The organism is Lysobacter sp. BMK333-48F3 (assembly GCF_019733395.1).
Lineage (GTDB): Bacteria > Pseudomonadota > Gammaproteobacteria > Xanthomonadales > Xanthomonadaceae > Lysobacter.
In genome coordinates, this window is the sequence record NZ_JAIHOO010000001.1 from 506,983 (window position 1) to 530,524 (window position 23,542).

The 23,542-nt window shown below is 71.4% G+C and carries 22 protein-coding genes, 1 other RNA gene and 1 riboswitch; of the genes, 8 read left to right on the plus strand and 15 right to left on the minus strand.

Features of this window, described 5'->3' with window-relative positions; all coding sequences use genetic code 11:
- Positions 1-378 precede the first annotated feature (378 nt).
- Positions 379-738: RNase P RNA component class A (rnpB, locus tag K4L06_RS01950), an RNA gene on the minus strand.
- A 107-nt stretch (positions 739-845) separates the two neighbouring features.
- Positions 846-1,676 (minus strand): 16S rRNA (cytidine(1402)-2'-O)-methyltransferase, encoded by an 831-nt coding sequence (gene rsmI / locus K4L06_RS01955; protein ID WP_221669792.1) that lies wholly within the window; start codon positions 1,674-1,676, stop codon positions 846-848.
- A gap of 75 nt (positions 1,677-1,751) precedes the next feature.
- Between rsmI and K4L06_RS01960 the strand changes: the two genes are divergently transcribed.
- Genes K4L06_RS01960 through K4L06_RS01975 form a run of 4 tightly spaced genes read left to right on the plus strand, consistent with a single transcriptional unit; the run spans position 1,752 to position 5,512 of the window.
- Entirely contained in the window at positions 1,752-3,143 is a 1,392-nt protein-coding gene (locus tag K4L06_RS01960) for a penicillin-binding protein activator (RefSeq protein WP_255594928.1), read from the plus strand.
- Positions 3,127-3,537: a YraN family protein gene (locus K4L06_RS01965; protein WP_221669794.1), complete on the plus strand. Its 411-nt coding sequence runs from the start codon at positions 3,127-3,129 to the stop codon at positions 3,535-3,537. The genes K4L06_RS01960 and K4L06_RS01965 overlap by 17 nt, the downstream gene beginning before the upstream one ends.
- A 47-nt stretch (positions 3,538-3,584) precedes the next feature.
- On the plus strand, positions 3,585-4,130 hold the full coding sequence (locus K4L06_RS01970) for a metal-dependent hydrolase (protein ID WP_221669795.1): 546 nt from the start codon (positions 3,585-3,587) through the stop codon (positions 4,128-4,130).
- Entirely contained in the window at positions 4,127-5,512 is a 1,386-nt protein-coding gene (locus K4L06_RS01975; protein WP_221669796.1) for an FAD-linked oxidase C-terminal domain-containing protein, read from the plus strand. Before K4L06_RS01970 ends, K4L06_RS01975 begins: the two co-directional genes overlap by 4 nt.
- 30 nt (positions 5,513-5,542) lie before the next feature.
- On the opposite strand, the gene K4L06_RS01980 is transcribed toward K4L06_RS01975, so the two are convergent.
- The 10 genes from K4L06_RS01980 to glyA all read right to left on the minus strand — a co-directional run bounded on the left by K4L06_RS01980 (position 5,543) and on the right by glyA (position 15,394).
- Positions 5,543-6,817 (minus strand): hypothetical protein, encoded by a 1,275-nt coding sequence (locus tag K4L06_RS01980; protein WP_221669797.1) that lies wholly within the window; start codon positions 6,815-6,817, stop codon positions 5,543-5,545.
- 114 nt (positions 6,818-6,931) lie between these two features.
- Positions 6,932-7,948 (minus strand): thiamine-phosphate kinase, encoded by a 1,017-nt coding sequence (gene thiL / locus K4L06_RS01985; protein ID WP_221669798.1) that lies wholly within the window; start codon positions 7,946-7,948, stop codon positions 6,932-6,934.
- Between the two features lie 73 nt (positions 7,949-8,021).
- Complete coding sequence (gene nusB / locus K4L06_RS01990; RefSeq protein ID WP_221669799.1) at positions 8,022-8,483, minus strand: transcription antitermination factor NusB; 462 nt, start codon at positions 8,481-8,483, stop codon at positions 8,022-8,024.
- Positions 8,480-8,947: a 6,7-dimethyl-8-ribityllumazine synthase gene (ribH, locus tag K4L06_RS01995; protein WP_221669800.1), complete on the minus strand. Its 468-nt coding sequence runs from the start codon at positions 8,945-8,947 to the stop codon at positions 8,480-8,482. The genes nusB and ribH overlap by 4 nt, the downstream gene beginning before the upstream one ends.
- A gap of 112 nt (positions 8,948-9,059) precedes the next feature.
- On the minus strand, positions 9,060-10,205 hold the full coding sequence (gene ribB / locus K4L06_RS02000; protein WP_221669801.1) for a 3,4-dihydroxy-2-butanone-4-phosphate synthase: 1,146 nt from the start codon (positions 10,203-10,205) through the stop codon (positions 9,060-9,062).
- Positions 10,202-10,810 (minus strand): riboflavin synthase, encoded by a 609-nt coding sequence (locus K4L06_RS02005; RefSeq protein WP_221669802.1) that lies wholly within the window; start codon positions 10,808-10,810, stop codon positions 10,202-10,204. The genes ribB and K4L06_RS02005 overlap by 4 nt, the downstream gene beginning before the upstream one ends.
- Before the next feature lie 171 nt (positions 10,811-10,981).
- Positions 10,982-11,149, minus strand: a riboswitch (FMN riboswitch).
- 143 nt (positions 11,150-11,292) lie between these two features.
- The gene (locus tag K4L06_RS02010; protein WP_221669803.1) at positions 11,293-12,072 is read right to left on the minus strand and encodes a class I SAM-dependent methyltransferase; all 780 of its coding nucleotides are present in this window, start codon (positions 12,070-12,072) and stop codon (positions 11,293-11,295) included.
- A 115-nt stretch (positions 12,073-12,187) separates the two neighbouring features.
- Positions 12,188-13,282: a bifunctional diaminohydroxyphosphoribosylaminopyrimidine deaminase/5-amino-6-(5-phosphoribosylamino)uracil reductase RibD gene (ribD, locus tag K4L06_RS02015; protein ID WP_221669804.1), complete on the minus strand. Its 1,095-nt coding sequence runs from the start codon at positions 13,280-13,282 to the stop codon at positions 12,188-12,190.
- Positions 13,283-13,462: 180 nt separating this feature from the next.
- Entirely contained in the window at positions 13,463-13,978 is a 516-nt protein-coding gene (gene nrdR, locus K4L06_RS02020; protein ID WP_221669805.1) for a transcriptional regulator NrdR, read from the minus strand.
- Between the two features lie 147 nt (positions 13,979-14,125).
- Positions 14,126-15,394, minus strand: a complete 1,269-nt coding sequence (glyA, locus tag K4L06_RS02025) for a serine hydroxymethyltransferase (RefSeq protein ID WP_221669806.1) — start codon at positions 15,392-15,394, stop codon at positions 14,126-14,128.
- Between the two features lie 237 nt (positions 15,395-15,631).
- On the opposite strand from glyA, the gene lpxO reads away from it, so the two are divergent.
- The 4 genes from lpxO to pyrF all read left to right on the plus strand — a co-directional run bounded on the left by lpxO (position 15,632) and on the right by pyrF (position 20,677).
- A complete protein-coding gene (gene lpxO / locus K4L06_RS02030; RefSeq protein WP_343225715.1) occupies positions 15,632-16,534 on the plus strand; it encodes a lipid A hydroxylase LpxO in 903 nt (300 codons plus the stop codon).
- Positions 16,535-17,169: 635 nt separating this feature from the next.
- Positions 17,170-18,831, plus strand: a complete 1,662-nt coding sequence (ettA, locus tag K4L06_RS02035; RefSeq protein ID WP_221669808.1) for an energy-dependent translational throttle protein EttA — start codon at positions 17,170-17,172, stop codon at positions 18,829-18,831.
- 201 nt (positions 18,832-19,032) lie between these two features.
- Positions 19,033-19,770 carry a type I methionyl aminopeptidase gene (gene map, locus K4L06_RS02040; RefSeq protein ID WP_221669809.1) on the plus strand — a complete coding sequence of 246 codons (738 nt, stop codon included), beginning with the start codon at positions 19,033-19,035 and terminating at the stop codon, positions 19,768-19,770.
- Between the two features lie 94 nt (positions 19,771-19,864).
- The gene (gene pyrF, locus K4L06_RS02045; protein WP_221669810.1) at positions 19,865-20,677 is read left to right on the plus strand and encodes an orotidine-5'-phosphate decarboxylase; all 813 of its coding nucleotides are present in this window, start codon (positions 19,865-19,867) and stop codon (positions 20,675-20,677) included.
- On the opposite strand, the gene K4L06_RS02050 is transcribed toward pyrF, so the two are convergent.
- The 3 genes from K4L06_RS02050 to K4L06_RS02060 form a co-directional block, all read right to left on the minus strand.
- Complete coding sequence (locus K4L06_RS02050) at positions 20,661-21,554, minus strand: hypothetical protein (protein WP_221669811.1); 894 nt, start codon at positions 21,552-21,554, stop codon at positions 20,661-20,663. The two genes, pyrF and K4L06_RS02050, sit on opposite strands and share 17 nt — an antisense overlap.
- Positions 21,555-21,800: 246 nt before the next feature.
- Entirely contained in the window at positions 21,801-22,712 is a 912-nt protein-coding gene (locus K4L06_RS02055) for a glycosyltransferase family 2 protein (RefSeq protein WP_343225716.1), read from the minus strand.
- Positions 22,696-23,535, minus strand: coding sequence for a glycosyltransferase (locus tag K4L06_RS02060; protein ID WP_221669812.1), 840 nt, complete (start codon positions 23,533-23,535; stop codon positions 22,696-22,698). The genes K4L06_RS02055 and K4L06_RS02060 overlap by 17 nt, the downstream gene beginning before the upstream one ends.
- Positions 23,536-23,542 lie beyond the last annotated feature (7 nt).

Genomic DNA, 23,542 nt, shown 5'->3' on the forward strand with positions numbered 1-23,542 from the left:
GCGCTGGGACACCCGACTGGAGGGGTCGCCCGCCGCGCGGGCCGCAGTTCCCGCCGAGCCCGCCTGCCCTCACCCCGGCCCTCTCCCGCAAGCGGGAGAGGGAGACAAGCCCGGGAATCGGGAATCGGGAATCGGGAAAGGCAGCAAGCAACGACACTCTTACGCAACCGAGAGCCCCCTTTAGTAAAGGGGGCGCCCCGAAGGGGCGGGGATTTGGAGACACATAGCGGGGCCCGAAATTTGCAAAGCAAATTTTGGGTTTGTAGGGCGAAGCCCGAAAAACGCCGCCCCCAACGGGGGCGGGGATTTGGAGATGCGGAGCGGGGCCCGAAATTTGCAAAGCAAATTTTGGGGCTTTTCCAGGCGCAGCCTGGAAAAGCGCGGAGCCGGCCGATAAGCCGGGTTCTGTCGTGGACAGTCATTCCTCTAGGCGCCGCGTCGCCGCGACGCTCAAGCAACCTACCCGGAGACACCGCGGGCCGCGGCATCGTCTCCCTATTTGGTTTTGCTCCCGGTGGGGTTTGCCGTGCCGGTCCGTTGCCGGACTCGCGGTGCGCTCTTACCGCACCGTTTCACCCTTACCACGCACCCTTTCGGGCCGTTCGGCGGTCTGCTCTCTGTTGCACTTTCCGTCGGCTCGCGCCGCCCAGGCGTTACCTGGCACCGTGCCCTGTGGAGCCCGGACTTTCCTCGGCACCGGAACTTGCGCTCCGATGACGCGACTGCCTGGCCGACTCCGCGGGCGCATTGTCGCATGCCGGGCCCGCTCACGCGCCGATGCGCTTCATGTCCGCCTCAGCCGCAGGAATGCACGCGCATCGAGCCGCCCTCGCCCGCCCGGGGCGTCAGTCCTCGTTGCGCCCATACAGCGCCTTGCGCGGCGCCCCGCTCAGCTCGGCGGCCAGCTTGGCCGCGGTCGACGGCGGCAGGTGCTCGCTGAGCTTGGCGTAGATGCGCCGGCCCTCGACCACCTTGGCGTCGGCGTCGTCGCCGGCGCCTTCGACGATCAGCACGAACTCGCCCTTGCGCTGGTTGGGGTCGGCGGCCACTTTCTGCGCCAGTTCGCCCAGGGTCCCGTCGAGCACGGTCTCGAACAGCTTGGTCAGCTCGCGCGCTAGCACCGCCGGGCGCTGTTCGCCGAACGCGCCGGCCATGTCGGCCAGGGTTTCCTCGATCCGGTGCGCCGATTCGTAGAACAGCAGGGTCTGCGGCTCGGCCGCCAGGCGCGCCAGGCGCTCGCGCCGGGCCGAGGCCTTGGCCGGCAGGAAGCCTTCGAAACTGAACCGGTCCGAGGCCAGGCCGGCCACGCTCAGGGCGGCGATCGCGGCGCAGGCGCCTGGCACCGGCGAGACCCGGATCCCGGCCGCGCGCGCGGCGCGGACCAGGCGGAAGCCGGGATCGCTGACCAGCGGGGTGCCGGCGTCGGAGACCAGGGCCAGCGAATCGCCGCCCTGCAGCCGCGCCACCAACTGCGCCGCCTGCTGGTCCTCGTTGTGCTGGTGCAGGGCCAGCAGCGGCCGCTCCAGGCCGAAGTGGGCCAGCAGTTGGCGGGTGTGGCGGGTGTCCTCGGCGCAGATCGCCGCGACCGAGCGCAGGGTGTCCAGCGCGCGCGGAGTCAGGTCGCCGAGGTTGCCGATCGGGGTGGCGACAATATGAAGGGTGCCGGAAGTGAGCATCGTACGGGTGCGGTGAGGCCGGGTAGAATCCTAACCGGTCCCACAGGAACGCCGCTGGACGGCGGAAGCAAGCCGATGAATCAGAGCAAGAACCGGCCCGCGATGACATGGATGTTCAGCCTGCTCGCCGCCACCGCCGTGCTCGGCGGCTGCGCCACGGTCGAAACCCGCCCCACCGCGGCGGTCAACGCCTCCAATCCGCTGGTCGCCCAGGCCGGGCACCTGGCGCGCAACAACGCCGACCTCAGCGGCGCCCAGCGCACCGAGAACGAGCGCCAGATCGAGCGCCTGCTGTCTCAGCTCGACAACGCCGCGCTGGCGCGCGAGGCCGAAGCGCTGCCGGTCGGCGACCCGCTGTACAACTTCGTCGGCCGCCAGCTGATGCAGCGCGGCCTGCCCCTGCCGCGGCCGTTCGACCAGACCTCGAACTGGCGCTACCAGGCCTCGGCCCAGCGCCCGCCGGCCGACAGCGACGGCTATCGTCCGCCGCTCAAGCTGGCCGTGCTGCTGCCGCTGTCGGGCTCGCTGGCCACCGCCGCCGCGCCGGTGCGCGACGGCCTGCTCGCCGGCTACTACGGCGAGACCCGGCGCCGCCCGGAAATCATCTTCTACGACACCAACGGCACCGCCGGCGGCACCCTCGCCGCCTACGACAAGGCCGCCGCCGAGGGCAACGACTTCATGGTCGGCCCGCTCGGCCGCGACGAAGTCAGTGCGCTGTTCGGCAAGGATGCGCTACCGGTGCCGGTGCTGGCGCTCAACCGCGGCAACGTCGCCCCGCCCAGCGGCACCGTCAGCTTCTCGCTGACCCCCGAGGACGAAGGCGTGGCCGCGGCCGACTACCTGCTCGAGCGCAAGGCGCTGCGCGTGCTCGCGATCGGCGGCGGCGACGACAGCCAGCGCCGGGCGATCGCCGCGCTCAAGGAGCGCCTCGGCGCACGCGGCGCCCAGGTCACCGACACGATCGGCGAAGGCACCGCCGACCTGGCGCCGTTCGCGAGCAAGGAAGGCGGCATCGACGCGGTGTTCCTGGCGGTCAAGGGCAGCGCCGCGCGCGGCCTGATCCCCAAGCTCGCCCTCGCCGGCCTGGCCGACAAACCGCGCGTGGCGACCTCGCAGCTGCTGTCGGGCACCGGCAAGCCGGAGCAGGACCGCGTGCTCGACGGCATCGCCTTCCCGTCCGAATCCTGGACCAGCGGCGGCGTGCGCGGCCTGCCGCCGGCGCCGGGCGTCGCCGCCGGCCTGCCGACCGCGCGCGGTCCGGCCGCGCGCCTGTTCGCGTTCGGCTACGACGCCTGGTTGCTGTCGGCCTACCTGGAACGCCTGGCCGGCCGCTCCGACGCCTTCGTCGCCGGCGCTACCGGCGTGCTGCGGGTGGACGGTTTCGGCAGCGTGCTGCGCACCCCGGCCTGGTCGACCTTCAGCAGCGGCGTCGCTGTGCCGCTGGCGGATGCCTCGCGCCGCTGACCGCGACGCCCACCCCGCGGGTGCGCCGTCGCGGCGCGCCCGCGGCGCCGCGATCGAAGCCGCCGCGCGCCGCCACTTGCGCGATGCCGGGCTCCGCGAAGTCGCCGCGAACGCCAACTACCGCTGCGGCGAACTCGATGCGGTGATGCTCGACGGCGCGGTGCTGGTGTTCGTTGAAGTGCGCTATCGCCGCGACGACCGCTACGGCGGCGGCGCCGCCTCGGTCGACGCGCGCAAGCGGCGCAAGCTGCTGCTGGCCGCGCAATCGTTCCTGCTCGCCCATCCGCATTACGCCGATCACGCCTGCCGTTTCGACGTGATCGAAGCGCAAGGCGACCCCGCCGCGCCGCAACTGCGCTGGCTGCGCGACGCGTTCCGCGCCGACGACGCCTGAAGCCCCACCCATACTCGCCCCATACTCGACCGAGACCGAGCCGTACGATGCCGACCGTGATGACCCATGCCGCCGTTCCGCTGGCCCTGGGCCTGGCCTTGGGCGCGCGCGCGATTCCGCCGCGGCTGCTGGTCGCCGGCGCGCTCGCGGCGATGCTGCCCGACGCCGACGTGGTCGCGTTCAAGTTCGGCATCGCCTACGCCGACGATTTCGGCCACCGCGGCGCCAGCCACTCCTTCGTCTTCGCCGCGCTGATCGCCGCGCTCGGCGCGCTGGCCGCGCCGTGGCTGCGCGCCCCGCCGTGGCGCGCCGCGGCCTGGCTGTTCCTGTGCACCGTCTCGCACCCGCTGCTCGACGCCTTCACCAACGGCGGACTCGGCGTCGCCCTGTACTGGCCGTGGTCGGAGCAGCGCCTGTTCGCGCCGTGGCGGCCGATCGAAGTCTCGCCGATCGGCGCGCGTTTCTTCAGCCTGCGCGGCCTGCAGGTGCTGTGGTCGGAAGCGCGCTGGATCGTCCTGCCCGCGTTCGCCCTCGGCCTGTGCGGCGTCGCGCTGCGGCGCCTGACCGCGCCGCGCGCGGAGGCGGCGCGATGATCGCCCTGCCCGACGCCCTGCAACGCGAGCTGGCCGCCGTATTCGGCGACGGCTGGCTGACCGACCCGGGCGAACGGCTGGCCTACGCCTACGACAATTCGCGCCGCCAATCCCTGCCCGACGCGGTCGCGCTGCCGCGCACGCGCGAGCAGGTGCAGGCGCTGGTGCGCGCCTGCCGCCGCCATCGCGTGCCGGTGATCGCGCGCGGCCGCGGCACCAACACCACCGGCGCCTCGGTGCCGGTGGCCGGCGGCGTGGTGGTTTCGTTCGAACGCATGGACCGGATCCTGGAGATCCGCCCCGGCGACCGCTGCGCGGTGGTCGAGCCCGGCGTGCTCAACGGCGACCTGCAGGCGGCGCTGAAGCCGCACGGCCTGTTCTGGCCGCCGGACCCGACCAGCGCGGCGTTCAGCACGGTCGGCGGCAACCTGGCCTGCAACGCCGGCGGCCCGCGCGCGGTGAAGTACGGCGCCAGCCGCGACAACGTGCTGGCGCTGACCGCGATCACCGGCGCCGGCGAGCTGATCGTCTGCGGCACCGCCACCACCAAGGGCAGCACCGGCTACGACCTGCACCGGCTGCTGGTGGGCAGCGAAGGCACCCTGGCCCTGATCGTCGAGGCCAGCCTGCGCCTGACCCCGAGCGCGCCGGCGCGGGCGGCGTTGCGCGGGATCTATCGCGACGTGTCCAGCGCGGCGCGCGCGGTGGCGCGGCTGATGGCGCAGCCGGTCACGCCGTCGATGCTGGAATTCATGGACGCGCAATGCGTGCGCCTGGCGCGCGACGTCGGCGGCGCCGACCTGCCGCACCAGGCCGGCGCGCTGCTGATGATCGAAGCCGACGGCGACGCGTACACCCTGCCGCACGCGCTGGAGGCGCTGCGGCGCGCGGCGGCCGGCGACGGCCTGATCGCGCTCGACGACGCCGTCGACGAGGCCGCGCGGGAAAAGCTATGGGCAGCGCGCAAGGCGCTGTCGCCGGCGCTGCGCACCCTGGCGCCGGGCAAGATCAACGAAGACGTGGTGGTGCCGGTATCGCGCATCCCCGAACTGGTCGACGGCGTGCAGGCACTGGCGGGCGAGTTCGACCTGCCCATCGTCTGCTTCGGCCATGCCGGCAACGGCAATCTGCACGTCAACCTGCTCTACGACCCGGCCGACGCCGCGCAGAGCGAGCGCGCGCACGCGGCGATGGCGCGGGTGTTCGCGCTGGCGCTGGCGCTCGGCGGCACCTTGTCCGGCGAGCACGGCATCGGCCTGGCCAAGCGCGATTTCATGCCGCAGGCGGTGGGCGCGCAGACCCTGGCGCTGATGCGCCAGCTCAAGCAAGTGTTCGACCCCGACGGCATCCTCAACCCCGGCAAGCTGCTGCCGGATCCGTAGCGCGCCGACCGAAGCCTGCCGGCGCGCGATTCATAGCGGACGCACTCCGGGCAACCCACTGAAATACGCTCCGACCTCGCCCGCATTCGCCTCGGCCTGTCCCGGCCGGCCGGGCGCCCCGGTCGGGCCGGAACGGCCGGAGAAGCCATGGCGGCCGGACCTGCCGCTATGGCCGCCGTTCGCACTGCCGCCGCTGCCTTGGCTGCCGGCACTGCCGCTACCGCCGCCCGCGCCGCCCGGACCGCCGGCCACATCGAACCGCAGCCATTGCGCCAACTCGGGATAGCGTCGGTCGTAGGTAAGTTCGATCCGTCCGCCGCTGCCTCCGACGCCGCCGGGTGCGCCATCGCCACCGTCGCCGCCGTCGCCGCCGGAACCACCGTTGCCGCCACTGTCGAAATGGCGCTTGCCGCCTTGGTCCCGCACGCCTTCGCCCCGGCCGCCATCGCCGCCGCGACCGCCGTTGCCGCCGTTGCCGCCCGCGCCGCCGATGCCACCGGCCGCGACCAAGGTCAGCGGACGATCGGCAGGCGCCAGCACGAAGTCGTCGAAATCGCCGGTCACCCGCACTGCGATCAATTTCGGATGCGAGCGCGTGCTCACGTAAGTGGCGTACATGCGCAATCGCGGCCCTTCGTACCCCGGACCGCCGAGTTCGCCACCGCCGCCGTCGCGGCCGTGGTCGCCTTGCTCTCCGTCGACGCCGCTGCGGCCGTCGCGGCCGTCGTAACCGCTGCTGCCGTCGCGGCCCCGCTGGCCCGGCCCGCCGGGCGTGCCGACGCTGACGATGCAACCGTAGTCGGCCGGGTAATGCCGCGATTGCGCCAGTTGCGCGCGCGGATGCAGCAATCGCGTGGATATCGCGAAACCGCTGTCCACGCTGACCAACACGTCGGGATCGGGCGTGTACCAACCCAACTCGTCGAACCGGCCTTGCGCGCTGGAAAAGGCGAAGTTGCGGAAATCCAGCATGCCGTTGCGGCGGGTGCCGTTGCCGCCATGCCAGGTTTCGTATTCGGAAGGCGCCGACTCGCGCCCCAGCCGAGCGCTGACTGCCACGTGCATCTGCACCGGCTGACGCGGACAGATAGTAGCCACGCCCGGGCCTATGTCGGCTTCCATCGCGCTGACCTGCGCGTCGCGCAACTGAACCGTGTTGATGCCGGCGATCGAACGCACCGCGCCGCAGCCGCTCGACACGACGCCGATCGCCAAAGCCAGCGCGATATTGAAGCCGGCGCAGACACCGCCGGCGCGCTCCGATTCCAGGGTGAACAGACCGCGTTTCGGAGCGGAGTGGCGCATCAGCGGGGGCTCGGTTTAGAAGTTTCGCCACCCTCGCACTCAGGCGATTAAGCAGGTCTGAACTCTTCAGAAATCCGGCCTAAACGACGGCACACATTCCGATGCGAACAACGATCAGCCGAAGTGCTGATATCCCTTCCGGCTCGGTATCCACGTCGAGCCATCGCTCGTGTGCACGCGCACCGCGCACTCCGCCCCTACCGGCCGCGCTTCGATCCGGCCGATCACCCGTGCCGCCGAATCGACCCGACTCAAAGTCTGCTCGATCGCCGCGTGTCGCCCCGGCGATGCGGTGAAACACAGTTCGTAGTCGTCGCCACCGCTCAGTTGCAAGGTCCTGCGCGCATCGCCGATGCAGGCCGCGGCCAAGGCGCGCGACACCGGCAGCGCATCGGCATCGATGCGCGCGTCGACGCCCGAGGCCGCGCAGACGTGGCCGAGATCGGCGAGCAGGCCGTCGGAGACGTCGATGCCGGCCCGCGCCAGGCCGGCCAGCGCACGCCCGGCGGCGACCCGCGGCGTCGGCCGCGCCAAACGCTCGTGCAGGCGCGCCGCATCGGTGGCCGGATCGCCGGCGCAGCGGCGCACCGCCTGTTCGCGGTAAGGCGCGATGCCGTCCAGGGCCAGCGCCGCGGCGGCGTCGCCGAGGGTGCCGGTGACCCAGATCTCGTCGCCGGCCTGGGCCGCATCGCGGCGCAAGGCCGCGCCCGGCTCGATCAGGCCGAGCACGGTCACGCACACCGACAGGGGCCCGCGGGTGGTGTCGCCGCCGACCAAAGCGACCCGATGCTGCGCCGCCAGGCCGAGGAAACCGTCGAGAAAACCGTCGAGGAAATCGCGCTGGTCGGCCTGGCCGGGCAAGGACAACGACAAGGTGCACCAGGCCGGCTCGGCACCCATCGCGGCCAGGTCGGACAGGTTCACCGCCAGCGATTTCCAGCCGATATCGGCGGCCGCGGCGGCCTCGCCGAAATGCACGCCGCGGTTGAGGGTGTCGGTGGCCACGACCAGTTGCCGGCCCGGCGGCGGCTGCAGCAGGGCGGCGTCGTCGCCGATCCCCAACGCGACGTCGCCGCGCGTGCCGGCGCGCGCGCGGATGCGCGCGATCAGGTCGAATTCGGCCGCGCTCATCGCGCCGCCCGGCGCGGCGCGCGCCGACGCGCGACCGCGCTGTGGCGCTGCGCGTCGGCGCAGCGCCGGCGCATCAGCGCTTCTTCGACGCGGCGAATTCCACCGCGCGCCAGTCGGCCGCGGCGTGGTCGAGCACGCCGTTGACGTAGGTGTGGCCGTGCTCGGCGCCGAAACGCTTGACCGTTTCGATCGCCTCGTTGATCACCACCCGGTAGGGCACGTCGAGGCGGTGGCGCAGTTCGTAGGCGGCGATCCGCAGCGCGGCGCGCTCGATCGGGTCGACCTGCTCGACTTCGCGGTCCAGGAACGGGGTCAGCGCCTTGTCCAGCTCGGCGCGGTGGCTGTCGACGCCGCGCACCAGGTCTTCGAAATAGGCCAGGTCGGCGACTTCGTGGGCCTGTTCGTGGGCGAACTGGGCGATGACGTCGTTGGCCTTGGCGCCCGACATCTGCCAGGCGTACACGGCCTGCAGCGCGCGGCGGCGAGCGCGCGAGCGCGCGACCGGATCGATTCCATCCTGACGACGGCGGTTCATGGCAGTTGTTCCAGCAAGTGACTCATCTCGAGGGCGGCCAGCGCCGCTTCCTCGCCCTTGTTGCCGTGGCTGCCGCCGGCGCGGGCCATGGCGTCCTCGTGCTTCTCGACCGCGAGCACGCCGTTGGCGATCGGCAGGCCGTAGTCCAGCGAGATGCGCATCAGCCCGTCCGAGCAACCGTCGGCGACCTGTTCGTAGTGGCGGGTGTCGCCTCGCACCACGCAGCCCAGCGCGACCACCGCGGCGTGGCGGCCGGCCGCGGCCAAGCGCTTGGCCAGCACCGGAAGCTCCCAGGCGCCGGGCACCCGGATCACGTCGATCGCGTCCTCGGCGATGCCGTGTTCGGCGAAGGTCTTGCGGGCGCCGGCCACCAGGGTGTCGGTGATGCGCGGGTTCCAGCGGCTGGCGATGATGGCGTAGCGCGCGCCCGGGGGGCTGCGCAGGTCGCCTTCGTAATGGGGCATGGTGGGGGATCGACCGGACGAAAGGGGTAGTTTAACGGGTTGGCGGCCGGCTCAGGTCCGGCGGCCGCGCCGGCGGCAGGCCGCCGCCGACGCTGGCGCGTGCGCGCGGGGCTCAGCCGAGCCCGTGCGGATCGACGTACTCGACCACTTCCAGGCCGAAACCGGCCAGGCCGATCTGCCGCCGCGGGGTGCCGATCACGCGCAGCTTGCCCAGGCCCAGGTCGGCCAGGATCTGGCCGCCGGCGCCGTTGCGGCGCCATTCGGCCAGGGCGTGGCCGCGGGTCGGCGGCACGGCCTCGTCGTGGCCGCCCTCGCCGGCCGGCTCGTGCGCGGCCTGGCCGCGCACCCGCGCCAGCAGCGCCTCGGCGTCGGCGTGGTCGGCCAGCACCACCAGCGCGCCGCGGCCCTCGCGGGCGATCGCGCCGAGCACCTCGCCGATCGCCGGACCGAAGTCAGCGCGGCGCCAGTGCAGCGCATCGGCGAGCGGGTTCTGCAGATGCACCCGCACCAGGGTCGGCTCGGCCGGGTTGGGCTCGCCGCGCAGCAGGGCGAAATGCAGGGCGTGGCTGAGCCGGTCGCGGTAGCTCAGCAACTGGAACGGGCCGTGCTCGGTCTCGATCGTGCGCGCGTCGACCCGCTCGACCGTGTGCTCGGTGGCCAGGCGGTAGCGGATCAGCTCTTCGATCGAGCCCATCTTCAGGCCGTGCTCGGCGGCGAAGGCCTCCAGCTCCGGCCGGCGCGCCATGCTGCCGTCGGGGTTGAGCACTTCCACCAGCACCGCCGCCGGCTCCAGCCCGGCGAGCAGGGCCAGATCGGTACCGGCCTCGGTGTGGCCGGCGCGGCTGAGCACGCCGCCGGGCTGCGACATCAGCGGGAAGATGTGGCCGGGCTGGGCCAGGTCGCTGGGCTTGGCGTCGGGACGCACCGCGGTGCGCACGGTGTGGGCGCGGTCGTAGGCCGAGATGCCGGTGGTGACGCCTTCGGCGGCCTCGATGCTGACGGTGAAGTTGGTGTGGTGCGGCGAAGTGTTGTCGCGCACCATCGGCCCCAGGCCGAGCTGCAGGCAGCGCTCGCGCATCAGCGACAGGCAGACCAGGCCGCGGGCGTGGGTGACCATGAAGTTGATGTCGGCCGGGCGCACCAGCTCGGCGGCCATGATCAGGTCGCCTTCGTTCTCGCGGTCCTCGTCGTCGACGATCACGACCATGCGGCCGGCGCGGATCTCTTCCAGCAATTCGGGAACGGTGGCGAAGCTCATGCGGTTTCCTCCGCGCGCGCGCCGAGCAGGCGCTCGACGTAACGCGCGACCAGGTCGATTTCCAGATTGACCGCGTCGCCGACCGAGGTCGCGGCGAAGGCGGTGTGGGCGACGGTGTGCGGAATCAGCGCGACCTCGAAGCCTTCGGCGTCGACTTCGTTGACCGTCAGGCTGACCCCGTCGACGCAGATCGAGCCCTTCTTGGCGATGTAGCGCAGCAGCGACGCCGGCGCGCGGAAGCGCCAGCGCTGCGCGCGCGCGTCCTCGTGCACGCCCAGCACCGCGCCGACGCCGTCGACGTGGCCGCTGACCATGTGCCCGCCGAGGCGGTCGGTCGGGCGCATCGCCCGCTCCAGGTTGAGCACGGCGCCGGGATGCAGCGCGCCGAGCGTGGTCAGCGACAGGGTTTCGGTGGAGGCGTCGGCCTCGAACCAGTCGCGCTCGAACGCGATCACGGTCAGGCACACGCCGTTGACGGCGATGCTCTCGCCGAGCTTGGGAGCGGAGAAATCCAGCGAGCCGGTGGCGATGCGCAGGCGCACGTCGCCGCCGAGGTCCTGGGCGGCGGCGAGCGCGCCGACGCCTTCGATGATGCCGGTGAACATCAGCCGGCCTCCGGGCGGTGGGCCGCCGGACGGGAGTTGCGAACGAACTGGGTCATGAAACGTTTCCCGCGTGATGTTGAGCGAAAAACGCCTCAAGGCTCGAAGACAACGCACGGGCCGCGGCGTCGCCGCAGCCTCGGTCCGCCCGTCCTCGCGGCGGGCGTCGCGCGTAGCCGTCTTCTTTCATCCGGACTATGACCGTCGGCTCCGGCATCGGACCGGATCTGCTGACCCGCCCGGCCGGGACGTCCTGGGACGCGGGGCCGGGCAGCGCTCGCGGGCTCGCGCGTCGCCGCGCCTACCGCCGGTGGGGAGTTCCGCCCCGCCCTGAAGACGTTACCTGTGGGTGCCGGCGAACCGGCGCGCGTAGTTTAGCACCCGCCGCCGGGACGGCCCGGCGCTGGCGCCGCCGCGGGCGCGATGCAGCGTTCCGCGGCGCCGGCCCCCGACCGGGCCCGCCGGACCGGCCGACCGGATCGGCCTCAGCCCGGCTTGCGCCGCAAATGCAGGTGCAGCGGCCACTGGATCGTGCGCAGGTCTTCGGCCGCGCCCCAGGCCGCGCTCAGCGCCGTGCGGTGCAGCGCCACCGGGTCGTCGCCGGTGGCGGCGCGGCAGCGCTCGACAGCCGACAGACTGTGCAAATAGCCCAGCCAGCGGCCCAGGCTCCATTCGGCCTCCAGCCACAGCTCCGGCGCCGGCAAGGCGGCGAACGGCCAGGCGTAGCCGGCATAGCGGTCGCGGACCTCGGCGTTTTCCGGCTGCCAGTACGGGTCGATCCGGGCGCGGAACGCCTCGACCGCCTCGACCATGCCTTCGGGGGCGAGGAAATCGCCGTAGGCCCAGACCGCCAGCACCCCGCCCGGCACCAGCACCCGCTCGCATTCGGCGAAGAAGCGCTCGCGCTCGAACCAATGCATCGCCTGCGCGACCGCGACCAGCTCGACGCTGGCGTCGTCCAGCGAACACCGCTCGGCCGGCTCGATCGCCAGCTCGACCTTGCCCTCGCCGCGCAACGCCGCTTCGCGCGCCCAATGGCGCTCGATCTGCGCCGCGCTGGGCTCGGTCGCATGCACCCGCTGGTAGCGCGCGGCCAGACCGCGGGTGGCCTGGCCGCTGCCGCAACCCGGTTCCCACACCCGCACCGGTCCCGCCGGCAGATGCGCGCCGATCGCGTCGAACAAGGCGTCGGGATACTCCGGACGCGAGGCGGCGTAGCTGCGCGCAAGAGCGGAGAAGTGGTCTTTGAAGGGATTCGTGCTCATGAGGCTGGCAAGACCCGGCTGATAGCTGATGGGAGTAGCGAAGCGGCTTCGCTCGTCCGGGAAGGAAGTCGCGGCCCGCGTCTGCCGCCTTTCGCCGACTCCTGCCCGCTCGCTTCTAGCCCTTGGGCCGCAACAGCACCCGCATGTCGCCGCCCAGTTGGCGTACGTCGACCAGTTCCAGATGGCGCTTGTCCGCCATCGCCTCGATGCCGAGGCCGTCGAACAGCGGTCGGGCGTGTTCGCCGAGCAGAACGGGGGCGACGTAGAGCAGCACTTCGTCGACCCAGCCGCCGGCCAGGAAGGCGCCGGCCAGGGTCGCGCCGGCTTCGAGCTGGATCTCGTTGACGCCGCGCTCGGCCAGCAGCTTGAGCACGGCTTCCAGGTCGATCCGGCCTTCGCGCATCGGCACCGCGGCGTGCTCGGCGGCGAAACCGCGCGGCAGCTTGGCGTCGGGCGCGTGCAGGTACAGGGTCGGCGCGTCGCCGCCGCGCACCCGGCCGCGGGCGATCGTGGCCAGGCCGGGGTCGAGCACCACCCGCAACGGCGCCACGAACGGCGTGTCGTCGCCCAGGCGCACGGTCAGTTCGGGATCGTCGGCGAGCACGGTGCCGGCGCCGGTGACGATCGCGCCGCTGCGCGCGCGCCAGCGCTGCACGTCCAGGCGCGAGGCCGGGCCGCTGATCCATTTCGACTCGCCGCTGGCCAGCGCGCTGCGGCCGTCCAGGCTGGTCGCCAGCTTGACCCGCAGCCACGGCCGGCCGCGTTCGATCCGCGACAGGAAGCCGCGATTGAGCGCGCGCGCCTGCGCCTCCATCAAGCCGTCGGCGATCTCGATGCCGGCCGCCTGCAACTGGGCGAAACCGGCGCCGTCGACCTGCGGGAAAGGATCGCGCATCGCCGCGATCACCCGGCCCACACCGGCCTCGATCAGGGCCTGGCTGCAAGGCCCGGTGCGGCCGGTATGGGCGCAGGGCTCCAGGGTCACGTAGGCGGTGGCGCCGCGCGCGCGCTCGCCGGCGGCGCGCAACGCGAGCACTTCGGCGTGCGGCTCGCCGGCGCGTTCGTGCCAGCCTTCGCCGACGACCTCCTCGCCATGCGCCAGCACGCAGCCGACCATGGGATTGGGCTTGGTGGTGTAGGCGCCCTTTTCGGCCAGGCGCAACGCGCGGGCCATCAGGGCGTGATCGATGGCGCTGAAGGAGGCGGTCATCGGCTCATTTTGGGCCCGATGCGCGCGAATAGCGACCCACGGCGGCGGGGCGGCCCATCGGGTCGTCGGGTCGTCGGGCGGGCCCGGCTGGAGCATGCCCATTGCAGTCAGGCCCACTGCAGTCAGGCCGATCAGAACAGGCCGATCAGAACAGGCCGCTGCAACGCAGCGGCTTCGCGCTCAGCGCTTGCGGTTGCGCTCGTGCGGCTCGTCGCCGAGCAGGGGCAGCTGGCCGTCGCCCGGCGCATCGCGCTCGAGCCGGTCGAGTTCCTCGCGGAAATCGGCCACGTCCTCGAAGGCGCGGTAGACCGAGGCGAAACGCACGTAGCCGACATGGTCGAGTTTGCGCAGCTCGTCCATGACGAAATCGCCGACCCGGCGCGAAGCCAACTCGCGCTCGGCGGTCATGCGCAGCCGGTGCACCACCGCGCGCACCGCGGCTTCGACCTGCTCTTCCGAGACCGGCCGCTTGTGCAGGGCGCGGTCCATGCTCAAGCGCAGCTTGCGCGCGTCGAACGGTTCGCGGCGGCCGTCGCCCTTGATGATCATCGGCAGCTTGAGCTCGATGGTCTCCAGGGTCGAAAACCGCTCGCCGCAAGCCTCGCAAACGCGCCGGCGCCGGATCGTGGCGCCGTCGTCGGACACCCGCGAGTCGATCACGCGGGTGTCCTGGTGCTGGCAGAAGGGACAGTGCATCAGCGTCGCCGCCTGCGGGACTCGGGACTCGGGATTCGGGACTCGGAGGAAAGGCACGGGCAAGCCGGTCGGAAAACGACCGCGCCTACTAGGTCGGGACGCGGCTTTATGCCGAGTCCCGAGTCCCGAGCCCCGAGTCCCGTCAGGTCAACCATAGACGGGGAACTGCGCGCACTGCTTGGTGACGTTCTCGCGCACGCCGGCGATGACCTGGGCGTCCTTGGGGTTGTCGAGCACGTCGCAGATCCACTCGGCCAGGGCCACGCAGTCGGCTTCCTTGTAGCCGCGGGTGGTCACCGCCGGGGTGCCGATGCGCAGGCCCGAGGTCACGAACGGCTTCTGCGGGTCGTTCGGCACCGCGTTCTTGTTGACCGTGATGTGGGCCTGGCCGAGCGCGGCCTCGGCGTCCTTGCCGGTGATGCCCTTGCCGATCATGTCGACCAGCATCAGGTGGTTGTCGGTGCCGCCGGAGACGATCTTGTAGCCGCGGGCGATGATCGTCTTGGCCATCGCCTGGGCGTTCTTGACCACCTGTTCCTGGTAGGCCTTGAATTCCGGGTCCAGCGCTTCCTTGAACGCCACCGCCTTGGCCGCGATCACGTGCATCAGCGGGCCGCCCTGGATGCCCGGGAAGACGATGCTCTGCAGCTTCTTGGTCAGCTCCTCGTCGGCGCCCTGGGCCAGGATGATGCCGCCGCGCGGGCCGCGCAGGGTCTTGTGGGTGGTCGAGGTGACCACGTGGGCGTGCGGCAGCGGGTTCGGGTAGACCCCGGCGGCGACCAGGCCGGCGACGTGGGCCATGTCGACGAACAGGTAGGCGCCGATCTTGTCGGCGATGGCGCGGAAGCGCGCCCAGTCGATCTTCTGCGAATAGGCGCTGAAGCCGGCCACGACCATCTTCGGCTTGTGCTCCAGGGCCAGCTTCTCGACTTCGTCGTAGTCGATCAGGCCCTGGGCGTCGACGCCGTACTGGACGGCGTTGAACAGCTTGCCGGAGGCGTTGACCTTGGCGCCGTGGGTGAGGTGGCCGCCGTGGGCCAGCGACATGCCCAGGATGGTGTCGCCCGGGTTGAGCAGGGCGAAGTACACCGCCTGGTTGGCCTGCGAACCCGAATGCGGCTGCACGTTGGCGTACATATCTGCCGTGGAGCCCGCGCCGAACAGCTGCTTGACCCGGTCGATCGCCAGTTGCTCGGCGATGTCGACGTATTCGCAACCGCCGTAGTAGCGCTTGCCCGGGTAGCCTTCGGCGTACTTGTTGGTCAGCACGCTGCCCTGGGCTTCCAGCACGCGCGGGCTGGCGTAGTTTTCCGAGGCGATCAATTCGACATGGTCTTCCTGGCGGCGGGCCTCGGCGGCGATGGCCTGGGCGAGCTCGTCGTCGAATCCGGCAATACGGGTGTGGCTGGGGAACATTCGCGGCCTCGGAAAGAAGTACGGACGGGAGGGGGGGAGGTACGCCGCGCCAGGCCGGGCCCGTGTGGCAGGGGGTGGGCTTGACGTAAGACTTGAAATGTTAGCCTAGGGGCGTATGGCGGCCAACCGCCAAAGCCGGGCTGCCGCGGCGCCCCGGCCCGGCGGACAATGCGCCGACCTCCCCTTCCCAGGCCCGCCGCTCCCCGGCCGGCCCGTTCGACCTTGGATGCCCCGACCGTGAAATGGGTCTTCGTCTTCGCGTTCCTCGCCAGCGCCGTGTACGTGCACTTCCGCGGCAAGGTCCGGCACCGGCTCGGCCGCCAGCTGCTCGACCATTCGACCTTCATGGCGCCGGTCAACGTGCTGATGTACGCCTGCTCGCGGGTGCCGACCACCGCCTTCCTGAACCCGGACCAGTACTTCCCCGAGCTGGAACCGCTGCGCGCGCGCTGGCGCGAAATCCGCGCCGAGGCCCTGCACCTGCGCGAGCTGCAGCAGATCAAGGCCGCCGACGGCTACAACGACGTCGGCTTCAACTCGTTCTTCCGCCGCGGCTGGAAGCGCTTCTACCTGAAGTGGTACGACGACGCCCACCCCTCGGCGGCCGAGCTGTGCCCGGTCACCACCCAGCTGCTGCGCGAGATCCCCGGGGTCAAGGCGGCGATGTTCACCGAGCTGCCGCCGGGCGGCGAACTGCGCCCGCACCGCGACCCCTATGCCGGCTCGCTGCGCCTGCACCTGGGCCTGGACACGCCCAACGACGACGCCTGCTTCATCGACGTCGACGGCCAGCGCTACAGCTGGCGCGACGGCGAATGGACCATGTTCGACGAGACCTATATCCACTGGGCCCAGAACGGCTCCGGCCAGAACCGGATCATCCTGTTCTGCGATATCGAACGGCCGATGCGCTGGGCCTGGGCGCGCGGCCTGAACCGCTTCATCGCCCAGCGCCTGATCGCCGCCGGCGCCTCGCCGAACCAGGAAGGCGACAAGACCGGCGCGATCAACAAGCTGTTCAAGTACTTCTACGCGGTGCGGTTGAAGACCAAGGCGCTGAAGGAACGCAGCAAGGGCACCTACTACGCGCTCAAGTACCTGGCGGTGCTGGCGGTGGTGGCTCTGATCGTGTGGTGGTGAGCCGCCGCGGAGCGCGGCGGCCTGGAAACCTCGCAGGGACGGAGGGGGTTAAGCCCGCTTAACCCCCTCCGTCCTTTCTTTCGCCGCGGCATGGCATTGCCGGGACATGACGCTGAAGTCTCTGGATCCCCGCTTTCGCGGGGATGACGGCCCGGGAGTACGCGTCGGAACCTACCTGTCGTCATCCCCGCGAAAGGAAAGGCCGCAGGGACGGAGGGGGTTAAGCTCGCTTAACCCCTCCGTCCCTTCTCTCGCCGCGGCATGGCAGTGCTGCGGCATGGCGCTGAAGCCTCTGGATCACCGCGTTCGCGGGGATGACGGCCCGGGAGTACGCGTCGAAACCTACCTGTCGTCATCCCCGCGAAAGCGGGGATCCAGGGCCTCATCGCGACACGGCTTCGGGCTCCGGATATCGGCCGCGCAGGCAGGGCGGCCAGGCCCGAGCGGCGGATCCGCCCGCCGGCCGCGGTCGTGCGTCCGCCCGCGCCCCGCCGCCCGCAGATTCACCTTCCCGCAAGACCCCGCGCTGGTACCCGCCCGCCGGCTGCGGGATAATCGGCTATTCGCAACGCCCCCCGCCCCGCCTCCCGGCCGTTCCGGCCCGGCTCGGCGCGCGCCTCTGCTTCGGAGTCTGCATGCAATACATCTACACCATGAACGGCGTCAGCAAGACCGTGCCGCCGAAGCGTCAGATCATCAAGGACATCTCGCTGTCGTTCTTCCCGGGCGCCAAGATCGGCCTGCTCGGCCTCAACGGCGCCGGCAAGTCCACCGTGCTCAAGATCATGGCCGGCGTCGACACCGACTTCACCGGCGAGGCGCGCCCGGCCAACGGCATCAAGGTCGGCTACCTGGCCCAGGAGCCGCAGATCGATCCGGAGAAGACCGTGCGCGAAGCGGTCGAGGAAGGCGTGGGCGAAGTGCTCAACGCCCAGGCCGCGCTGGAGGGCGTGTACGCCGCCTACGCCGAGGAAGGCGCCGACTTCGACGCCCTGGCCAAGGAGCAGGAGCGCCTGGAGGCGATCCTCGCCGCCGGCGACGCCCACACCCTGGAAAACCAGCTCGAAGTCGCCGCCGACGCGCTGCGCCTGCCGCCGTGGGACGCGGTGGTCGGCAAGCTGTCCGGCGGCGAGAAGCGCCGCGTCGCCCTGTGCCGCCTGCTGCTGCAGAAGCCGGACATGCTGCTGCTCGACGAACCGACCAACCACCTGGACGCCGAGTCGGTCGAGTGGCTGGAGCAGTTCCTGGCCCGCTACACCGGCACCGTGGTCGCGGTCACCCACGATCGCTACTTCCTCGACAACGCCGCCGAGTGGATCCTCGAACTCGACCGCGGCCGCGGCATTCCGTGGAAGGGCAACTACACCGAGTGGCTGGTGCAGAAGGACGAGCGCCTGAAGCAGGAAGAGAACCAGGAAAAGGCCCGCCAGAAGGCGATCCAGAAGGAACTGGAATGGGCGCGGCAGAACGCCAAGGGCGGCCGTTCCAAGGGCAAGGCGCGCCTGGCCCGGATCGAAGAGCTGCAGGCGGTCGACTATCAGCGCCGCCAGGAAACCAACGAGATCTTCATCCCGCCGGGCGAGCGCCTGGGCAGCAAGGTGATGGAGTTCAAGAACGTGTCGAAGAAGTTCGGCGACCGCCTGCTGATCGACGACCTCAGCTTCGTCGTGCCGCCGGGCGCGATCGTCGGCATCATCGGCCCGAACGGCGCCGGCAAGTCGACCCTGTTCAAGATGATCATCGGCCAGGAGAAGCCCGACTCGGGCGAGATCGACATGGGCCCGACCGTCAACCTGGCCTACGTCGACCAGAGCCGCGACAAGCTGGAAGGCAACCACAACGTCTTCCACGAAGTGTCCGGCGGCCTGGACATCCTCAACATCAACGGCATCGAGATCCAGTCGCGCGCCTACATCGGCCGCTTCAACTTCAAGGGCCAGGACCAGCAGAAGATGGTCGGCAGCCTGTCGGGCGGCGAACGCGGCCGCCTGCACCTGGCCAAGACCCTGCTCCAGGGCGGCAACGTGCTGCTGCTCGACGAACCGTCCAACGACCTCGACGTGGAAACCCTGCGCGCGCTGGAAGACGCCCTGCTCGAGTTCCCGGGCAACGCCTTCGTGATCTCGCACGACCGCTGGTTCCTCGATCGCATCGCGACCCACATCCTGGCCTTCGAAGGCGACTCGCACGTCGAGTTCTTCCAGGGCAACTACCGCGAGTACGAAGAGGACAAGAAGCGCCGCCTGGGCGAGGAAGGCGCCAAGCCGCATCGCCTGCGCTTCAAGGCGCTGAAGTAAGCCGCAGCCGCCCGCACGGGCGGCCGCCGCAGCGACCCAGGCGACGGGACCGGCGACGGTCCCGTCGCGCTATCCGGCGCCCTCCCGCGCCGAGGCCGCGACCGCACCGCCGGCGACCGTGCCGCGAACTGCGCCGCAGCGCGGTTTTCCCCGCTCGCCGCCGGCGTTACCCTGCCACCAGCACCGTCCCGGGATTCCGCCATGACCGTACTGCACGCATTCGAACTCGAAGGCCTGCGCCGCGCAGGCTCGCTGGTCGCCTCGATCCTGGCCGCCATGCGCGAAGCCGCGGTGCCCGGCGCGGTGTCGCGCGACCTCGACGCGATCGGCGCGGCAATGCTGCGCGAAGCCGGGGCGCGCTCGGCGCCGCAGCTGACCTACGACTTCCCGGGCGCGACCTGCATCAGCATCAACCAGGTTGCCGCGCACGGCATTCCCGACCTCAGCGTGTTGCGCGAGGGCGACCTGGTCAACATCGACGTCTCGGCCGAGCTGGACGGCTATTTCGCCGACACCGGCGGCAGCTTCGTGGTCGGCCAGGCCAGCGCCGCGCAGCAGAAGCTGCTCGACGCCACCCGCGAGGCGCGCGACGCCGCGATCGCGCAGTTGCGCGCCGGCCAGCCGATCAACAGCATCGGCCGCACGGTCGAGTCGGTCGCGGCCCGGCGCGGCTTCAAGGTGATCCGCAACCTCGGCAGCCACGGCGTCGGCCGCGCCCTGCACGAGGCGCCGGGCAACATCCCCGGCTATTACGACCCGCGCGACACCCGCCGCCTGCACGAGGGCATGGTGATCACGGTCGAACCCTTCCTGGCCACCCACACCACCCGCACCGAAGAGGCCGAGGACGGCTGGTCGATGCTGTGCCGGCGCGGCTTCGCGGCACAGTTCGAGCACACCGTGGTGGTGACGTCGGGCGAGCCGATCGTGGTGACCTGAGAGCCGGGAATCGGGAATCGGGAATGGGGAATGGGGAATCGCAGAAACCAGAGCTTTTTTGTTTGAACTTGCATTCGCATAGGACTTGATCGCCATGAATTTCATGCAGACGTTGCGCAACCGCTGGCAGCAGGCCGGCACCCTGGTCTGCGTGGGCCTGGATCCGGAACCGGCCAGGTTTCCGGCGCGCTTCGCCGGCGACGCCGATGCGGTGTTCGCCTTCAACCGCGACATCGTCGACGCCACCGCCGAGTACGCCTGCGCGTTCAAGCCGCAGATCGCCCACTTCGCCGCGCTCGGCGCCGAAGCCGCGCTGAGCCGGCTGATCGAACACATCCACGCCGCCCATCCGGGCATTCCGGTGATCCTGGACAGCAAGCGCGGCGACATCGGCAGCACCGCCCAGCATTACGCCGCCGAAGCCTTCGACCGCTACCGCGCCGACGCGGTCACCGCCAATCCGTACCTGGGCCGCGATTCGGTCCAGCCCTTCCTCGACCGCGCCGAGCGCGGCGTGGTGGTGCTGTGCCGCACCTCCAACCCGGGCGCCGGCGACCTGCAGGACCTGATCGTCGACGGACGCCCGCTGTACCAGCACGTCGCCGAGAAGGTCGCCCGCGACTGGAACGGCCACGGCAATTGCGCGCTGGTGGTCGGCGCGACCTGGCCGGCGCAGCTGCGCGAAGTGCGCGCCATCGTCGGCGACGTGCCGTTCCTGGTTCCCGGCGTCGGCGCCCAGGGCGGCGACGTCGAAGCGGTGGTCGGCAACGCCAAGACCGCCGACGGCAGCGGCCTGATGGTCAGCAGCTCGCGCGCGATCCTGTACGCCTCCTCGGGCGACGACTACGCCGCCGCGGCCGTGGCCGCGGCGCGCGAGTTGCGCGACCAGATCAACCGCTATCGCTGAGCGCTTCGACGCCGGCGAATTCGTGCAGCCGCCCGTCGCGGTGCACGTATAGGCGCGGCGACAGGTTGTAGGCCGAGGATTGGGCGATTTCGTCGGCCACGCCCTGCAGCGAGGCCAGGCTGTCGGCGTCTTCGCTGCCGCAGATCATCAGCTCGTCGCGCGCGGCGATCGCGAACACCGGCTCGCCGCGGATTTCGATCCGGTCGCGCCAATGCTCGAACAGCAGCACCATGCTGGCGTCGTAGTTGCGGTCCAGGCGCGCGGCGTAACGGCCGCCGCCGCCCTGCAGTTCCAGCTCGGGCAGGAACCGGGTCAGGTTCTCCAGCGCCTGGCTGCGCAGCGCCTGCGCATCCAGGCCGCGGCGCTCGGCCTCGGCCGGCGACAGGTAGCTCATCGAATCCGGCGAATCCTCGACGTAGGTCAGCACCAGGTCGCCGGCCAGCGGCTCGACGATGAACGGCATCGCGTTGCGCATCCCCATCGAGCGGGTCTGCTGCAGGGCGATCTCGTGCCAGCCGCGGGTCTTGAGCACCGGCAGGATGGTCGCGCGCGCCGCATCGCTGCCGCGGCCGATGCCCAACTGCAGTTCGCGCGCCGAGGCGATCTGCTCGGCGAACACCGCTTCCGGCCGGTCCGGCGCGTCCAGATAGCGCTGGTAGCTGTTGCCGAGGAAATGGGTGGCCTGGAAACCGTCCGGCAATCGCCAGTCGATCCTGGCGTCGGCCGCGCCGGCGCCGTGCGAGATCGCGACCTCGGCCTCGGGCCAGGCCGCGCGTATCGCCTGCGCATAGCGCTCGGCGAACACCACCAGATCCATCGGCTCGGCGTGTTGCGCCACGTCCTGCCTGCCGCCGAACAACTTGCTGAAGAACGACATGACCTACCCCCTGTGGGCCACCGTCCCGGGACTATACGGTGCATGTGACAGGCGCAATCGTCGCCGCAGCGGTTTTCCGACTGACGGCACACGTCTTCGGAGACGCTAGCCCGCGCGGCCGCAGCGCGCTGTGACGATGGCCCTCGCGGCCACGCTCGCCGCCGACGGTCGCGGCCGCGGCTCGCTGGGGCCGAGGCCGGGCCGGCGTTGCGGGAGGGCCTGCGCGGCAGGCCCCGCGGCCGCCGCTCAGCGCATCCAGGCGCGCAGGGCGGCGACCGGAAAGCGCAGCCAGATCGCCGCGAACACCCCGGCGCGCATCGCCGCGCCGCGCCGCGGCGCCTCGAACTTGCGGAAGTAGCGCCACAGCCCGCGATGCTTGTGCCACTCGACGAAGAACGGCCGCGAGCGGCTGGACACGCCGCGCACGTGCACCACCGGCACGCCGTTGGCGACCGCGACCGCGGCGCCGGCCTGGCGCACGCGCCGGCACAGGTCCAGGTCCTCGGCGTGCAGGCGGTAGGCTTCGTCGAAGCCGCCGATGCGTTCGAACAGGCGCCGCGGCATCAGCATCAGTGCGCCCGAGGTCGCCTCGACCGGCTGCAACTCCACGCTGTCGTCCGGCGCGATCGCCATCTTCGGCGCCGCCCACGGCCGCAACAGGCCGGCCAGCATCGCGCCGAAATCCGGATCGCGCCGGCGCACCGCGGCGTCGCGCTCGCCGTCCTCGCCGACCAGGTCGGCGCTGACCAGCGCCTCGCCCAGCGACACCGCCGCGGCGCGCAGGCGCTGCAGGGTGTCCGGCTCGACCATGCAATCGGGATTGACGAACGCCACCCAGCCGCAATCGCGGCCCGGCGGCGGCGGTTCCAGCTCGGCCACGCCCTGGTTGCAGCCGACCGAGAAGCCGGGGTTGTCGGGGTTGGCGATGAAGCGCACCCGCGGGTCCAGCGAGGCGTGGCGCTGGACGATTTCCAGGGTGCCGTCGTCGGACTGGTTGTCGACCACCCGGATCGCGTCGACGCCGTGGGCGTTGCGCAGCCGGGTCAGGCACTCGTCGATGGTCGCGGCGCTGCGGTAGCTGACCACGACCGCGCCCAGTTCGACCCCGCTGTCGCCGGCGGGACGGACGGAGGGATCGGGTTCAGAGGAAAAAATCACGTTGCGGTTCCGGTGGGCCGACGCGCTCCAGGCGCTCGGCGAGTTGTTCGCGCAGCCCGCGCAGCGGGTCCTGCATGAGGAAATGCGCCAGCCGCGGGTGCCAGTCCGGCCAGCGTGCGGCCAGCGCTTCCATGTCGCCGTCGCAGGGACGGCCTTCGCCGCCGCGGGCGACGTAGGCGGTGTCGCACAATACGTTGCGCCAGCCCAATCCGGCCAGCCTCAGCGACAGATCGGTCAACGCCGCGTACCAGGAACCGTAGCTGGCCGCGTCCAGGCCGCCGGCGCGGCGGCGCGCCTTGCCGCGCAACAGCACCGCATGGCCGACCGCCGCCGGCAGTTCCGGGTGCGCCGCCGGCATCTGCGCCAGCGCGCGCGCCAGGCGGTCGGCGTCGTCGCCGTCGGGATGCGGCGCGATCTCGCCGATGCGCGGCCAGGCCGCGGCCTCGCCGGCGTTGCACCACGGCGTAGCGGTGGCGATCGCGCCGTCGGCGGCGAAGCAGGCGCACAGCCGCGACAGCCAGCCCGGCGCGGGCACCGCGTCGGCCGCCAGCACCGCCACGTCGGCCTCGCCGCAGGCGCCGAGCACTTCGTCCAGATGGGCGACCTCGCCGATGCTGCGCTGGCGGCGGCTGTAATCGGCGCGCAAGGCAGTGCGCGCCAGCCAGCGCTCGATGATCGCGTAACCGCGCGGCCCGGCCTGGGCGTCGTCGGCCAGCCAGACCCGCGCGCCCGGCGGCGTGCACAGGTCCAGCGCGGCCAGGCAGGCGTCGAGCGCGTCGTCGTCGACCCCGACCGGCACCACGACGATGGGCAGTTCTGTCATGCCGCGG

Excerpts from the sequence above, each read along its gene's own strand:
- ribB (WP_221669801.1), bottom strand. The coding sequence starts at position 10,205 with ATGAGCTTCGCCACCGTTCCCGAATTGCTGGAAGAGATCCGCGCCGGC.
- K4L06_RS01970 (WP_221669795.1), top strand. The coding sequence starts at position 3,585 with ATGCCGACCGTGATGACCCATGCCGCCGTTCCGCTGGCCCTGGGCCTG.
- K4L06_RS01965 (WP_221669794.1), top strand. The coding sequence starts at position 3,127 with ATGCCTCGCGCCGCTGACCGCGACGCCCACCCCGCGGGTGCGCCGTCG.
- K4L06_RS01980 (WP_221669797.1), bottom strand. The coding sequence starts at position 6,817 with ATGCGCCACTCCGCTCCGAAACGCGGTCTGTTCACCCTGGAATCGGAG.
- nrdR (WP_221669805.1), bottom strand. The coding sequence starts at position 13,978 with ATGCACTGTCCCTTCTGCCAGCACCAGGACACCCGCGTGATCGACTCG.
- K4L06_RS02060 (WP_221669812.1), bottom strand. The coding sequence starts at position 23,535 with ATGACAGAACTGCCCATCGTCGTGGTGCCGGTCGGGGTCGACGACGAC.
- ettA (WP_221669808.1), top strand. The coding sequence starts at position 17,170 with ATGCAATACATCTACACCATGAACGGCGTCAGCAAGACCGTGCCGCCG.
- K4L06_RS02050 (WP_221669811.1), bottom strand. The coding sequence starts at position 21,554 with ATGTCGTTCTTCAGCAAGTTGTTCGGCGGCAGGCAGGACGTGGCGCAA.
- map (WP_221669809.1), top strand. The coding sequence starts at position 19,033 with ATGACCGTACTGCACGCATTCGAACTCGAAGGCCTGCGCCGCGCAGGC.
- pyrF (WP_221669810.1), top strand. The coding sequence starts at position 19,865 with ATGAATTTCATGCAGACGTTGCGCAACCGCTGGCAGCAGGCCGGCACC.
- thiL (WP_221669798.1), bottom strand. The coding sequence starts at position 7,948 with ATGAGCGCGGCCGAATTCGACCTGATCGCGCGCATCCGCGCGCGCGCC.
- K4L06_RS02010 (WP_221669803.1), bottom strand. The coding sequence starts at position 12,072 with ATGAGCACGAATCCCTTCAAAGACCACTTCTCCGCTCTTGCGCGCAGC.
- glyA (WP_221669806.1), bottom strand. The coding sequence starts at position 15,394 with ATGTTCCCCAGCCACACCCGTATTGCCGGATTCGACGACGAGCTCGCC.
- rsmI (WP_221669792.1), bottom strand. The coding sequence starts at position 1,676 with ATGCTCACTTCCGGCACCCTTCATATTGTCGCCACCCCGATCGGCAAC.
- ribD (WP_221669804.1), bottom strand. The coding sequence starts at position 13,282 with ATGACCGCCTCCTTCAGCGCCATCGATCACGCCCTGATGGCCCGCGCG.
- K4L06_RS01975 (WP_221669796.1), top strand. The coding sequence starts at position 4,127 with ATGATCGCCCTGCCCGACGCCCTGCAACGCGAGCTGGCCGCCGTATTC.
- K4L06_RS02005 (WP_221669802.1), bottom strand. The coding sequence starts at position 10,810 with ATGTTCACCGGCATCATCGAAGGCGTCGGCGCGCTCGCCGCCGCCCAG.
- ribH (WP_221669800.1), bottom strand. The coding sequence starts at position 8,947 with ATGCCCCATTACGAAGGCGACCTGCGCAGCCCCCCGGGCGCGCGCTAC.
- K4L06_RS01960 (WP_255594928.1), top strand. The coding sequence starts at position 1,752 with ATGAATCAGAGCAAGAACCGGCCCGCGATGACATGGATGTTCAGCCTG.
- nusB (WP_221669799.1), bottom strand. The coding sequence starts at position 8,483 with ATGAACCGCCGTCGTCAGGATGGAATCGATCCGGTCGCGCGCTCGCGC.